Consider the following 12,810-nt stretch of genomic DNA (forward strand, 5'->3'; position numbering starts at 1 on the left):
GTATTCACTCGCTATCATGGTTTTACCCGGTGGGAGAGATTGATTCGCCACTGGAACCTCATACCATGGCGTACAGAAACAAACCCACTATCAGTGGGATGAGCACTGCTCATACGTTCGATTATCCACTAAATTGGTTACTTTTACTACCCCCAAAAGGGGATGCCGAACAACGCTGTCTTTCATCCCACAATTCAAAACCGTGGGCTTTCAGCCAGCTTAAACTGTAAATTCAAGCAGCCGGCCCTTTTAAACAGGCCGGCTGCTTGAATTGTGGTGCGAGATTTAACATGATTGGATCAGCTCCGAAGGACAGACCGGATCTTCTATTTTGATTTCCTGATAACCGGCAACCTTTCGTACAGATCCACAAATTCGGCGGCCAGCTCTTTAACCGTTATAGATGTCATCAAGTGATCCTGGGCATGAATCATCAACATTGTGATCTCTGTCTTTTCTCCGGCCGCTTCCTGCTGGATGAAAGCAGTTTGAATCTGATGTGCCCGGCTCATTTCCCGGTCGGCTTCTTCTAACCGTTGCCGTGCCTCCTCCAGCTTTCGCTCTTTGGCAAGGGAAATGGCTTCCATCGCTAAACTTTTGGCGTTGCCGGCGTACAGGATGAGTTGAAACACCGTTTTCTCTGTACGATCCATTTGAACTCAACTCCATCCCGGATTTTATTTTTTCTCCTCTGTCTTCTCTTCCTGTAATCTCTGTCGATCCCAGATGCGGAAAAATGGATAATAAATGGCTAACGCAATGAAAAAATTAACAACCTGAAGAATACTGCCGGAAATTTTCCCCGTTGCCAGATACCCGCTAAACAGAATCGGGGTTGTCCAAGGGATCGCAACCCCTGTCGGTTTCCCGACAAGACCGCTGGACATGGCAAAATAGGTGACCAGCACCATGGCAATCGGTGTAAGGATAAACGGAATGATAAACAGAGGGTTCATGACGATTGGTGTCCCAAAAATGACCGGTTCATTAATATTAAACAACCCGGGGCCGATGGCAACTCTGCCCAATCCCTTCATCTGCCTGCTTCGTGCTGCAAATAACATCAGAAATACCAGCGCAAAAGTAGTCCCCGATCCCCCCATATTGATCCATAAATCAATAAATTGCGAAGTAATTACATTGGGTAAATCTGCACCGGGATCAGCTTCAAATACTTTACGGTTTTCATCCATTAAAGAAAGGTAAACAGGTAACATGACCGAACCGACAACCGCATCACCGTGAATACCGATTGACCAGAACAACTGCATCAGCAAAACGGCAATCAGGGTACCGATTAAACTTCCCCCCAGCTGTTTGAGTGGTTCAGACAGAAGGGCGGCAATAATATTGTGAATATTACCAAATTCCGTCTGCTCAATCAGCAAGCGCAACAACCATACAATTGTGAGTACAACTAATCCGGGTACAATTGCGGCAAACGATTTGGTCACAGACGGCGGAACTCCTGCCGGCATTTTAAACACCAGCTTTTTTTGCACAAACCACCGATAAATTTCGGTAGATAAGATTGCCAGGACCATGGCGACAAAAATTCCTTTGCTCCCCATCCACATGACAGGGATCACACCTGTTACTTCAACCGCCTGTTTTGCTCCCTCCGGGGTAAAATCCAGCGTTTGCGGAGTAGCCAGAAGAAAAGCGGACAATGAAATCACACCGGCCGACAGGGCATCTACTTTATAGCGCTCAGCGAGCCGGTAAGCTATCCCGACGCTGGCGATCAGGCCCATAATGTCCATGGTGGCGGTTACAGGATAGGATAGTTTCTCTCCAAACAATTCCTTAATCATCTCTTTATATCCCGGAATTGGCAGGGTTGCGATAATTAGGAAGAGTGAACCGATAATGACAAATGGCATCAACAAAATCAGTCCGTCACGGATTGATTGCAAATGTCTCTGATTGCCAATTTTTTCTGCAACCGGAAGCATTACTTTCTCCAGGTATACAAGAAATTGGTTCATGAGCGGGCCTCCATCACTTTTTTAATCGCAAATTCCAACACTTTTTTTCCATTCATCATCCCGTAATCTGCCGGATTGATCATCTCTACCGGAATTCCGCGCTCTTCACCCTCTTTTTTAAACTCATTCAACTTATATCTCACTTGTGGCCCGACCAGTAATACATCTGCCTGACTCAACTGGTCTTTTACCTCATGAGCGGATACTGTCCAGATCTTTACTTCCAATCCCCGTGCTTCTGCTTCTTCTTCCATTTTTGCCACCAGCAGACTGGTCGACATTCCTGCAGCGCAACATAGTAAAATATTCAAGGGCAACCCTCCGATCTTAAAATAGAAATCGGTAAAAGGTATATAATATTTTTTATATATCTCCATATTCATTATATTTCATAAAAATAAAATATTGCAAACCATAATTTTAGGCCTCAACTCCCAGTATGAATAAGGAGTTAAGGCCTAAAGAACGAAGCGGGGACACAAATCCCCGGAAACTCTTATCTCATTGTACAGTCTTGACCTCTCCCCACGGCGAAAGCCGTAGGATTCTGCTTGCGACCACCCAGTGAGGTACTATTGCTGAACGGTAAGCAGTACCAGTGCTCTTTACGCAATTCCTCGGCCTGAGGATGTCCGTTTAAAAGAAAATTTTTTGTCAGACTTGCAAGGGGATGAACCCCCTTCGTCTGACGCTCGCTTTCATCCCCATGCTGAAGCAAAGGGTTTCCCGCTCGGGATGGCTCAAAGTTTTCTCCCCTCAATCCATGGAACCGATATAGTTTGAAGTTGGCCTGATAATGCGGTTATTTTTTGCTTGTTCTAAAATATGGGCAATCCAGCCGGCGATTCGGGTAACAGCAAACGTTGGAGTATATAAGAGTTTCGGCAATTGAATCGCTTTTAAAATGGCTGCGGTATAGTATTCAACATTGGTGTGGATTTGCCGGTGCGGCTTCACCTCTTTCAGCAACGCCAGGGCTATTTTCTCTACTTCAACCGCGAATTGAAACCAGGGTTCTGCACCGGAACCTGTTTGAACCACCTGGCGCAAAGCTTCGGCCCGCGGGTCTGTTGTTTTGTAAATCCGATGTCCGAAACCCATTAATTTCTCCCCCTGCCGCAAACGTTCCCGCATCCATTTTTCCGCCTCCTCCAGACTTCCGATCTGCTCTAACATTCCTTCTACTTCAGAAGGTGCCCCTCCGTGAAGAGGCCCTTTGAGAGCTCCCAGTGCAGCGATGATGGCCGAGGAGAGATCTGCTTCCGTAGATGCTACCACTCGGGCAGTAAAGGTTGAGGCATTCAATCCGTGTTCCGCCGCCAGCGTAAAATATGATTCCAGTGCCCGGATATGGGCAGGGTGTGGCTTTTTACCATGTATCATCAAAAGATAATTGGCGGCAAATGAAAGATTGGGGATCGGTTCCACGATCGGCTTTCCTTGCAGATGTCGGTATCTGGCGGCAATGATGGCGGGGGTGATCGCCAACAGTGATACGGCTTTTTCCAACGAGGGGGGCCATCCGAAGGAGCGATCCCCCAGTGACGAGAGAGCAGCCCGAATAACGCTCATCATGTCAACATCGGGTGGAATCAGTTTAATGATTTGTTTCAGTTCTTCAGTCAATCTCTGATTTTCCCAAAGCGCCTGATTGAAGGCATCCAATTCCGCAGAGTCGGGAAAGCGGCCTTTCCATAACAGATAAACAACTTCCTCATAGGAGCGGTGAAGAGCCAGTTGCTTCGCTTCATAGCCTCTATAGATCAATATTCCCGATTGTCCGTCAATATAAGAAATCTCTGTATCCGCGACAATAACACCCTCTAATCCCGGATTCACTCTCATTTGGTTCCCCTCCATTTTTATTTATTACTTTCATGATAAAATGCAATTTTTGAAAAATCCAATTTATTATTTTGATAATCATGATAAAATAGTTTTATCAAACAGTGGTAGAGGGGAATGACAACCTTGAATGAACAACAGCTGATCTCCTTTATTGAAGTCGCCCGCAAACAACATTTTCGCCTAGCGGCAAAATCGCTGCGGTTGACCCAGCCCGCAGTAAGCGCACAAATTCGGACGCTGGAAGAAGAATTGGGAACAACACTTTTTTATCGGACACAGGTAAAACTTACTCCAAGCGGTGCCCTTTTCTTGCCGTATGCCCAGCAAATCTTAGACCTGATCCGCGACAGCCGTGAAGCGGTCTCGGAACATGAGCAGAAACCATTCGGGCCGCTGACAATCGGCACTACCTCCTGCCTGTCGATGGCGATCTTGCCGCGTCTGGCCAAATACTTTCAGACCCGCCATCCGGATTTGCCGTTACGGCTTCTTACTCTCCCGACGGAACAGGTGATCCAGCAGCTCAACGAGGGGAAGATTGATGCCGGGATTGCCTATCAGACGGGGCAGATTCCCGGCCACATCGAGACACGTACCTTGTTCTACGACTCATTTACCCTGATTACAGCACCCAGCCATCCCCTGGCAAAAAGCAGTTATCTCTCACCCGGACAAATAGAACAGCTGCCGATGATCTCCTTTGCTCCAACAACGACCGAACGGGGCATTCTCGATGAATTATTGCATCAATATAGAGTTCATCCGCAAATTGTGATTGAACTGTCCAGCGTGGAAGAAATTAAGCAGTTGGTTGCCGAAGGTTATGGAGTTGCATTAGTTCCCACAGTTTCCGTTGATTCGGGAAATCAACAATTGCAACGGGTAAGGATCACTCCGTTTGACCACTCTTTCCCTGTTCTTCTCTATTATCCGGCAAAACGATATCAATCCCGCTCCATCAGACAATTGATTGATGATATCAGTGGAGTCTATCCGGCCGAGGCGGAGTAAAAATAAAAAAGACTCCTATCCGGAGTCAGTGATCGGTGAATTACTCCCCAATCGAGGCGGGAAGCACTCTTGTATAAAAATCTGCCAATTTCCGCTCTAAATCATGAATAATTTCTTTTCCTTGCTCACGCTGAATCAGTCCGGCCCGAACCGCAAAGTCAATCTCTCTGGAGAGACCAAACATTTGGGTGTCGAGAACCTCCTCATATAAAGGGCATTTCGGCAAGGTTAAGTTTTCAAGTTGAACCGCAATTAATTGCGCGATTTTCTCGGCATCTTCCCTTAAAAGCTGTAACGCTCTTTGACTTAAATCGGTCTGTGTCGGTGTGGTCAAAGTAACCCCCCCCATCAACCGTTCCAACCGGTATTGCTTAAAACGGCCCTTGATCCCAAATACACTAAAGTTAGTTTATCACGATCACCCGTTGTTTGTAAAACCAAGCTTCCTGATACTCCTTTAAAAGATACTCAAATTCCATTCGCAGGATAAATCTTCTAAGATCGCAATCCCGCCAATGCTGTTTCCTTTTTCATCCAGAGCAGGGCCGATCACACCGATTCCCATCCGGTCGGGGACAGATGCCAAAATTCCGCCGGAAACTCCGCTTTTCGCCGGGATTCCAACACGGATAGCAAACTCCCCCGATGCATTATACATCCCACAAGTGACCATAAAGGTTTTGGCCAACCGTGCCACATGCCTGGAAAACAACTGTTTTCCACTATAACTCCGCCCGTTCTGGGCCAGACAAAGCCCTATTTTCGCCAGATCTGTACAATCGACCCCAATGGCACACTGCCGTAAATAAACAGCGAGCGCGTCTTCCACATCGTAGATCAGGTCTAATTCCTTTAAAAAATGGGCAAGTGCCCGGTTGCGATGGGCTTGTTCCCATTCTGAGCGAAAAACCTCTTCCTCAATCTGTATCTGGTCATTTTCAGCCATGTCTCTGACCAATTTGAGCAGCCGTTCCAATTTTTCCGAAACCGTTTTTCCGTTGATCAGGGAGCTGACAACCATGGCCCCGGCGTTAATCATCGGATTAAGAGGTTTACTGTAAGAAAAGACTTCCATCTTATAAATAGAATTGAACGGGTCCCCTGTCGGTTCCATCCCCACTTTTGCAAAAACTGCTTCTTCTCCGTTGTCCATAATTGATAAGATTAAAGCAATTACTTTAGAAATGCTTTGCAGTGTAAACCGGGTGGGACAATCTCCGGCGCTGACTATCTTTTTATCTGTAGTGACCACTGTAATTCCTAATCCAAAAGGGTCCTGTTCTCTTAAAATAGGTATATAGTCCGGTATTTTTCCTTTATTACAGACAGGCTTGTGTTTTTCAATCAACTTTTCCAGCAACTCTTGCATCGTTCTCCTCCTTAAACTACATTCTTCTTTTATCATCTCCCTGCTTCTGACAACTTATTTTAAACAGGAGCCGTTTTTCGCTATAATGGGTTTGTTGCATCATTCCCGCTCCCGGCTGGGGTGGAGCCGTCCAGGAGCGCTTTGCACGATTGATGCACGAACCTACAATGGAATACGGTGATTCTTATGAACCCTACGATTCTTATCACGGGAAAAGTAAAATTTCGCATTTCTTTAGACCCTTCTATCTGGATTATTGATGACCGTCATTTTCCTTTAAGTGACCTGATCCCGGGAACCGAGGGATTGGCGATGAAACTGGCCCCCTTTTTACAAAATGCAGAGCCGTCCCCGGATGCGACCCATGTCATCTGTCATCGTTCCCAGGGAGAACCCGTCATTTTGCAGATGAAAGAGGCCGCTGCGGCTTTGATGTGCTTCGCAAAAGAAAATAAACCGATTCGCGATGGCGGTCCTGCTCTTTTATATCTGGCGGATGGAAGTAACAAAGAAAAGCCCGTTGATTTTCTGACTCATTTGGAAGTGGTTAACTTGAATGAAAAAACTGGAAGGTGACAGACCCTCCAGTTTTTTCATTCAACGCTTGCGCAATATAAAAAAAGTTGCTGAAGCAATGCAGATTAAGTTGCCCCGCTCATCCGAAATTTCGCAAGTTGCCACGGCCAGTGACCGGCCCATATGAACCAATACAGCGCGGGAGGTTAGTTCTTGTCCACGCCCCGGCTTTAAGTAGTTAAGTTTGAGTTCCGTTGTGACAGCCCCGTATCCCTCCGGTACCCGTTTATTGATGAGTGAACCGATGGTTGAATCGGCCAGTGAAGCCGTAATCCCGCCATGCACAATGCCCGCCCGATTTTTCATAAATGAGGTAACCGGCACACGAAACTCGTATACATTTTTGTCCACAAACCTTCCGGAAAGCCCCATAAAACCGGACAGATAGGCACTGTTTCTTTCCCGCTTCTGCCTGATTGCCTGCATAGCGAGAGCCAGTATCTCTTTTTCCTCTTCTGTGCCCTGTTCCAGCACCTCAAGCAGCTCTGAAGACAAATCCATGGTCACCAAACCCTCCTGTTCTGTGAAAGTGTGTTTCAATGTGGGGAAGACAGAATTCTGTCTCGCTCCCGATCGGCGTCCTGCAAGGAAGTAAAAGTGGCTGCTCCAAAAACTGCACAAGCGCAGGCTTTAGGCAAAAAAGCCAAATTTAAGGAAGGATTACCTCACATTTTCCCTTATTCCGTTGTTTCCGCTCGGTCGGTCGCCAAAAGGTCGCTCCCCGGATTTCTGCTTCCCCGGCATTATTAAAGATTTTATAGCGATTGGCTTAACAGATAGTGATAAAGAAGGCGAAAGGTATTCTCCAGGGCGTCGATATGGGTTCGTTCGTAAGCGTGGGACGCATCAACTCCCGGGCCGATTAATCCGTGAATCACATCGCTGCCTGCGCGGACTGCCGCACTGGCATCAGAGGTATAGTAGGGATAAATATCCACTTGATGGGTAATTCCGTTTTCTTCTGCCAGTTGGACCAGCTTATTTCTCAGTCCATAGTGATAGGGGCCGCTGCCGTCCTTGGCACAGATCGACACACAAAATTCATCGGTTGCCTGCCCTTCACCAATGGCTCCCATGTCAACAGCGAGATACTCTCTCACTTGCGCCGGAATGTTTGAATTTCCGCCAAATCCAACCTCTTCATTATTGCTGAACAAGAAATGGGTTGTATGGGGAAGAATCCCGTCCGTCTCTTTGAAAAAGGCAATCAGCTCAATGAGAACGGCGACGCTTGCCTTGTCATCCAGATGCCGTGATTTAATAAAACCGGTTTCTGTAACATGGATTTGCGGATCAAATGATACAAAATCACCGACGCGAATGCCCAGCTCTCTGACATCCTCCGCTGTGTTCACCCTTGCATCCAGACGAACCTCAATATTTTCAGCTGTCCGTTTCTGGTCTTTCGCATCAGGATATACATGCACCGAAGTATGTGTAGACAGGATGGTCCCGGAAATCCGTTTGCCTTCCCTTGTTTCGATGCAGCAGTAGGCCCCTTCAACGGAAAACCATTCATAGTAACCAATCTGATTCAATATTAAACGGCCATTGGGTTTGATCTCTTTAACCATCGCTCCCAATGTATCAACATGAGCTGTCAAAAAACGATGCACCGTATCATTTTGGCCCGGTAAGGTAACCAGCAGGCCGCCTTTGTTATTTCGTGCTGTTTCAATCCCAATCTGCTGCATTCTCTTTTCTATGTAATCAATCGCCCGCTCCGTATGTCCGGCAGGGCTGTCAATCTTAAGTAAGTCCACCAGTGTTTGTACAGTTCTCTGCTCCGGAAAAACAGACATCCATTCTCACCCTTTTCTCTCAATCTTCGCTCATTATATCACCCGTCTCCCCTTCCCAAAAGAGAAATATTTAAAAGATAAAGAACTCCCTTCCGCATCTCATGCGGAAAGAAGCCCTTTCGGTGATCAGGTGATGTAATCCTCCCCGGAAACCGAGGAAGAATCCATCAGAAACCTTCCTTATCCTTCAAGTTTTCAGGATTCAACGGGATGAGATCATCAACAACAAAAAGTCCGTCTTTGCGTACTAACTTCCCGTCAAAGTAGATTTCGCCACCGCCGTAATCAGTCCGTTGGATGGAAACCATGTCCCAGTGGATGGAGGAACGGTTGCCGTTATCTGCATCTTCATAGGCTGCGCCGGGAGTGAAGTGGAAACTGCCATTGATTTTTTCATCAAATAAAGTTTCTTTCATCGGATGATGGATATTGGGGTTAACCCCAAGGCTGAATTCCCCGACATAGCGGGCTCCTTCATCGGTATCGAAAATCTGATTAAGGCGTTCGGTATGATTGGCCGTTGCTTGAACGATTTTTCCGTCTTTAAACTCTAACCTGACATTTTCAAAAGCAAAGCCATGGTATACCGTTGGGGTATTAAATGTAATCACACCATTGACCGAATCGCGGACGGGTGCGGTGAACACTTCGCCGTCCGGAATATTGTTTTCTCCCGCACATTTATTTACCGGTATTCCTTTGATGGAGAAAGTGAGGTCCGTGCCGGGGCCGACAATCCGCACTTCATCTGTTTGTTCCATTCGCTTTACCAGCGGTTCCATCGCTTTGCCCATACTCTCGTAATCCACGTTGCAGACATTAAAGAAGAAGTCTTCAAATGCCTCTGTGCTCATGTTGGCCTTTTGCGCCATCGAAGGGTTTGGATAGCGCAAGATCACCCATTTGGTATGGTTCACACGTTGCTCTAAATGTACAGGCTTAGTAAACATTTTCATATAGAGACTCATGTTATGATCCGGCACATCGCTGAGCTCATTTGAGTTATCACTGTTGGAAATCCCTATGTAACAATCCATCGATTTCATCTGTTCCAAAGCATGGTGAGCCATATTTTCCAAGTGTTTCTCCGAAGTTTGCAACAAGAGTGCCCGGGTGATTTTGGGGTCATGAATTTCAACATAAGGATAACCTCCGGCTTCGTACACCGCTGTTATCAATGCCAGCGTGAGTTCACGGCTGCTTCCGGACAGATGGATCAGGACACGTTCTCCTCTTTGTACGCGACAAGAATGCTCCACAAGTATTTTGGCTAACTTTGTTACACGCAGATCAGGCATAAAAATCTCCTTTCTTATGCTCTTCTCAGATCCATGTTCACAGAGCAAATATATTTTATGACTTGCGAACAGGAATACTCCCCATTTTAATGGGGTAGATGAAAGTGAGCTTTGCTCCGTATCCCCTTGTGGGATGCTTAGAGCGATTTTTCCATAAAAAAAGAAAAAAAGGAATATTTATTAAATCCATTGATACGTACATATGTGCTGTACATTGAAAACTGAATCGTATGGGGTTGTGGTGAGGAAGGAACAAACACCACATAAAACGATTCCTGTCACGTGGGAAAGACCCCCCAACCATTGAACATGTACCGTAGGGACTACGGGAAGTTATGCTCGTGGAGAGGATCGCTTCAGACTCGTTGAAACGGAGAAGCTCTGCCACTTCAGTGGAGAGCAGTTCACGTTTTTTTGAACCTTCCCCATTGTATCATGATTTTCGCATTTTTGTGTTTGAATGGTCCTCATTCGGCAGGAATGGTTAAAGGCCCTTCCCACTTTTTTGCGGAAAAGAGCCCTTCCGATTGCCTTCTTATTTCTTTCGTTCTACTTTCGCCACCAGCGTGTCTCCGGCCGTTAATGAACCGGTGTTTTCCACCTGAACATGCCATTCGGCGGACTGTGGAAAGATAATCGGGCTGATGGGGGATTTCCCTTTTTCTTTGATAAGATTGATATCAAAAGTAAGCAGTTTCTGCCCCGCTTTAACCTTATCTCCCTCTGAAACATGGGCGGTAAACCCTTCTCCCTGCAATTCTACGGTATCTATTCCGATATGAATCAAAATCTCCAATCCTGCGGAAGTTTTTAAACCTAAAGCGTGCTTGGTCGGAAACAGGTTGATCACTTCAGCCTCGACGGGAGATACCACTTCTCCCTGTTCCGGTTGAATGGCAAAGCCGTCTCCCATGATTTTTTCCGAAAAAACCTGATCCGGCACTTGTTCCAGCGGCAGATATTGACCGCTGATCGGTGCGTAGATATCTGTCTTTTTTTTGCGGTTCCAAAACACCATTTATCCCTCCAGTTTTTTCAGTGAAAGGGTTATCACTACAACCGCAGCTGCCCATATTTCTTGTATGCTCCTCAAATTAGAAGGAGTTATTGTTCTTCAAATTTTCAGGGTTGAGCGGAATCAGATCATCAACGACAAAGAGCCCGTCTTTGCGTATCAATTCCCCGTCGAAATAGATTTCTCCACCGCCGTAATCAGCGCGCTGGATACAGACCATATCCCAGTGAATCGAGGAACGGTTGCCGTTATCGGCGTTCTCATATGCCTGGCCGGGAGTGAAGTGGAAGCTGCCGTTGATTTTCTCATCAAATAATGTATCTTTCATCGGATGGTTAATATTGGGGTTAACCCCGATACTAAATTCGCCAATGTAGCGGGCGCCTTCATCCGAATCCAGAATTTGGTTGAGGCGTTCTGTATTGTTGGAGGCAGCTTTAATGATTTTTCCGTCCTTTAACTCAAGGCGAACATTTTCAAAAGAAGATCCCTGGTAAACAGTTGGTGTATTGTAAGTGAGGACACCATTGACTGAATCGCGGACGGGTGCGGTGAACACTTCTCCGTCGGGAATATTATTTTCACCTGCGCATTTTATCACCGGAATGTCTTTGATGGAGAAAGTAAGGTCGGTGCCGGGCCCGACAATCCGCACTTCATCTGTTTGTTCCATTCGTTTTACCAGTGGTTCCATTGCTTTGCCCATACGCTCGTAATCCACATTGCACACATTGAAATAAAAATCTTCAAATGCCTCTGTACTCATGTTGGCCAATTGAGCCATGGAAGGGTTGGGATAGCGCATGACCACCCATTTGGTATGTTTGACCCGTTGCTCGCTATGTACGGGATGGTTGAACAATTTTGCGTACAGACGCATTTTTTCATCCGGCACATCACTCAGTTCACTTACATTCTCCCCGCCGCGAATGCCGATGTAGCAATCCATCGATTTCATTTGTTCCAGGCCGTGGTCAGCCAGGGTCTGCAAATGTTCTTCTGAAGTCCCCAGCAGAAGGGCGCGGGTGATTGCATGGTTATTGATCTGTACATAGGGATAACCACCTGCGTCGTAAACAGCCGTGATCAGCGCACGGACCAGTTCACTGCCGGACCCGAATAAATCAATCAGGACACGCTCACCTTTTTGAACCCGGCAAGAATGTTCTACCAATATTTTCGCTAATTTGGCTACACGAAAATCACGCATCTCAAATTCCCCTTTTCATATGTACTCACTCAGTGTACAATGACACGAGAACAAAGGTTATTAAATACCGATTAAGGCCTTTATTATTCTATCACGGTTTCATCATTTAATAAAATACACTGTCGTTTACTAAAGAAAATACAGGGTACTTATGAGCAGAGACCCTTTTTGGAGGTTTGGCTATGTTTGTTTTTGAACGTGTTGAAGGGGATCAAGCAACCCGTTATGTAAATATCCTGAAACAACTTGAACATCTGCTGGAGGGGGAAAAAGACTGGCTGGCAAATCTGGCCAATACCGCTTCCCATCTCTATCACTCACTGGATCAAGTCAACTGGGCCGGTTTTTATCTCTTGAAAGAGGGAGAGCTGGTGCTTGGACCATTTATGGGTCAGCCGGCCTGTGTCCGCATTGCCGTTGGCAGAGGGGTATGCGGGGCGGCGGTTGCAGAGGATGAAACGCAACGGGTCGAGGATGTACATCAGTTTCCCGGCCATATCGCCTGTGATGCATCCACCCGGTCGGAAATTGTGATCCCTCTGCGGGTGGACGGAAAGATCATCGGTGTTCTGGATATTGACAGTCCGGTTAAAAAACGCTTTGACACTCTGGATCAAAAATACCTTGAGGAGTATGCAAATATTCTTCTGAGAAACACTGACTGGACCCCGTTATTAGGAAAATAGGTCATCA

14 protein-coding genes are annotated in these 12,810 nt (G+C 46.4%); 3 read left to right on the forward strand and 11 right to left on the reverse strand.

What is annotated here, in order from left to right; all coding sequences use genetic code 11:
- Positions 1 to 326: 326 nt before the first annotated feature.
- The 4 genes from I8U27_RS02325 to I8U27_RS02340 form a co-directional block, all read right to left on the reverse strand.
- The gene (locus I8U27_RS02325) at positions 327 to 653 is read right to left on the reverse strand and encodes a PTS lactose/cellobiose transporter subunit IIA (RefSeq protein ID WP_181750111.1); all 327 of its coding nucleotides are present in this window, start codon (positions 651 to 653) and stop codon (positions 327 to 329) included.
- A gap of 24 nt (positions 654 to 677) precedes the next feature.
- Entirely contained in the window at positions 678 to 1,988 is a 1,311-nt protein-coding gene (gene celB, locus I8U27_RS02330) for a PTS cellobiose transporter subunit IIC (protein WP_181750110.1), read from the reverse strand.
- Positions 1,985 to 2,299: a PTS sugar transporter subunit IIB gene (locus tag I8U27_RS02335; protein WP_181750109.1), complete on the reverse strand. Its 315-nt coding sequence runs from the start codon at positions 2,297 to 2,299 to the stop codon at positions 1,985 to 1,987. The genes celB and I8U27_RS02335 overlap by 4 nt, the downstream gene beginning before the upstream one ends.
- A 445-nt stretch (positions 2,300 to 2,744) precedes the next feature.
- Positions 2,745 to 3,833 (reverse strand): citrate synthase/methylcitrate synthase, encoded by a 1,089-nt coding sequence (locus I8U27_RS02340; RefSeq protein WP_181750108.1) that lies wholly within the window; start codon positions 3,831 to 3,833, stop codon positions 2,745 to 2,747.
- A 126-nt stretch (positions 3,834 to 3,959) separates the two neighbouring features.
- On the opposite strand from I8U27_RS02340, the gene I8U27_RS02345 reads away from it, so the two are divergent.
- Positions 3,960 to 4,847 (forward strand): LysR family transcriptional regulator, encoded by an 888-nt coding sequence (locus I8U27_RS02345; protein ID WP_181750107.1) that lies wholly within the window; start codon positions 3,960 to 3,962, stop codon positions 4,845 to 4,847.
- Between the two features lie 40 nt (positions 4,848 to 4,887).
- On the opposite strand, the gene I8U27_RS02350 is transcribed toward I8U27_RS02345, so the two are convergent.
- Together I8U27_RS02350 and glsA are read right to left on the reverse strand one after the other, a co-directional pair.
- Positions 4,888 to 5,181, reverse strand: coding sequence for a DUF1507 family protein (locus I8U27_RS02350; RefSeq protein WP_374057895.1), 294 nt, complete (start codon positions 5,179 to 5,181; stop codon positions 4,888 to 4,890).
- A gap of 123 nt (positions 5,182 to 5,304) precedes the next feature.
- Positions 5,305 to 6,216, reverse strand: coding sequence for a glutaminase A (glsA, locus tag I8U27_RS02355; protein WP_181750105.1), 912 nt, complete (start codon positions 6,214 to 6,216; stop codon positions 5,305 to 5,307).
- Positions 6,217 to 6,402: 186 nt separating this feature from the next.
- On the opposite strand from glsA, the gene I8U27_RS02360 reads away from it, so the two are divergent.
- Positions 6,403 to 6,792, forward strand: coding sequence for a hypothetical protein (locus I8U27_RS02360; RefSeq protein ID WP_181750104.1), 390 nt, complete (start codon positions 6,403 to 6,405; stop codon positions 6,790 to 6,792).
- A gap of 21 nt (positions 6,793 to 6,813) precedes the next feature.
- On the opposite strand, the gene I8U27_RS02365 is transcribed toward I8U27_RS02360, so the two are convergent.
- The 5 genes from I8U27_RS02365 to I8U27_RS02385 form a co-directional block, all read right to left on the reverse strand.
- Entirely contained in the window at positions 6,814 to 7,293 is a 480-nt protein-coding gene (locus I8U27_RS02365; RefSeq protein WP_232345210.1) for a PaaI family thioesterase, read from the reverse strand.
- Positions 7,294 to 7,547: 254 nt separating this feature from the next.
- On the reverse strand, positions 7,548 to 8,594 hold the full coding sequence (locus I8U27_RS02370) for a M42 family metallopeptidase (protein WP_181750103.1): 1,047 nt from the start codon (positions 8,592 to 8,594) through the stop codon (positions 7,548 to 7,550).
- A 167-nt stretch (positions 8,595 to 8,761) separates the two neighbouring features.
- A complete protein-coding gene (locus I8U27_RS02375) occupies positions 8,762 to 9,892 on the reverse strand; it encodes an aminopeptidase (protein ID WP_181750102.1) in 1,131 nt (376 codons plus the stop codon).
- A gap of 535 nt (positions 9,893 to 10,427) precedes the next feature.
- On the reverse strand, positions 10,428 to 10,907 hold the full coding sequence (locus I8U27_RS02380; RefSeq protein WP_309506068.1) for a PTS sugar transporter subunit IIA: 480 nt from the start codon (positions 10,905 to 10,907) through the stop codon (positions 10,428 to 10,430).
- A 79-nt stretch (positions 10,908 to 10,986) separates the two neighbouring features.
- The gene (locus tag I8U27_RS02385) at positions 10,987 to 12,117 is read right to left on the reverse strand and encodes an aminopeptidase (protein WP_181750100.1); all 1,131 of its coding nucleotides are present in this window, start codon (positions 12,115 to 12,117) and stop codon (positions 10,987 to 10,989) included.
- A 182-nt stretch (positions 12,118 to 12,299) separates the two neighbouring features.
- On the opposite strand from I8U27_RS02385, the gene I8U27_RS02390 reads away from it, so the two are divergent.
- Positions 12,300 to 12,803: a GAF domain-containing protein gene (locus I8U27_RS02390; protein ID WP_181750099.1), complete on the forward strand. Its 504-nt coding sequence runs from the start codon at positions 12,300 to 12,302 to the stop codon at positions 12,801 to 12,803.
- Positions 12,804 to 12,810 lie beyond the last annotated feature (7 nt).

It is taken from the genome of Paenactinomyces guangxiensis, assembly GCF_016055185.1.
In the GTDB taxonomy this organism is placed as follows: Bacteria; Bacillota; Bacilli; order Thermoactinomycetales; family Thermoactinomycetaceae; genus Paenactinomyces; species Paenactinomyces guangxiensis.

Excerpts from the sequence above, each read along its gene's own strand:
- celB (WP_181750110.1), bottom strand. The coding sequence starts at position 1,988 with ATGAACCAATTTCTTGTATACCTGGAGAAAGTAATGCTTCCGGTTGCA.
- I8U27_RS02360 (WP_181750104.1), top strand. The coding sequence starts at position 6,403 with ATGAACCCTACGATTCTTATCACGGGAAAAGTAAAATTTCGCATTTCT.
- I8U27_RS02365 (WP_232345210.1), bottom strand. The coding sequence starts at position 7,293 with ATGGATTTGTCTTCAGAGCTGCTTGAGGTGCTGGAACAGGGCACAGAA.
- glsA (WP_181750105.1), bottom strand. The coding sequence starts at position 6,216 with ATGCAAGAGTTGCTGGAAAAGTTGATTGAAAAACACAAGCCTGTCTGT.
- I8U27_RS02390 (WP_181750099.1), top strand. The coding sequence starts at position 12,300 with ATGTTTGTTTTTGAACGTGTTGAAGGGGATCAAGCAACCCGTTATGTA.
- I8U27_RS02340 (WP_181750108.1), bottom strand. The coding sequence starts at position 3,833 with ATGAGAGTGAATCCGGGATTAGAGGGTGTTATTGTCGCGGATACAGAG.
- I8U27_RS02385 (WP_181750100.1), bottom strand. The coding sequence starts at position 12,117 with ATGCGTGATTTTCGTGTAGCCAAATTAGCGAAAATATTGGTAGAACAT.
- I8U27_RS02375 (WP_181750102.1), bottom strand. The coding sequence starts at position 9,892 with ATGCCTGATCTGCGTGTAACAAAGTTAGCCAAAATACTTGTGGAGCAT.
- I8U27_RS02325 (WP_181750111.1), bottom strand. The coding sequence starts at position 653 with ATGGATCGTACAGAGAAAACGGTGTTTCAACTCATCCTGTACGCCGGC.
- I8U27_RS02370 (WP_181750103.1), bottom strand. The coding sequence starts at position 8,594 with ATGTCTGTTTTTCCGGAGCAGAGAACTGTACAAACACTGGTGGACTTA.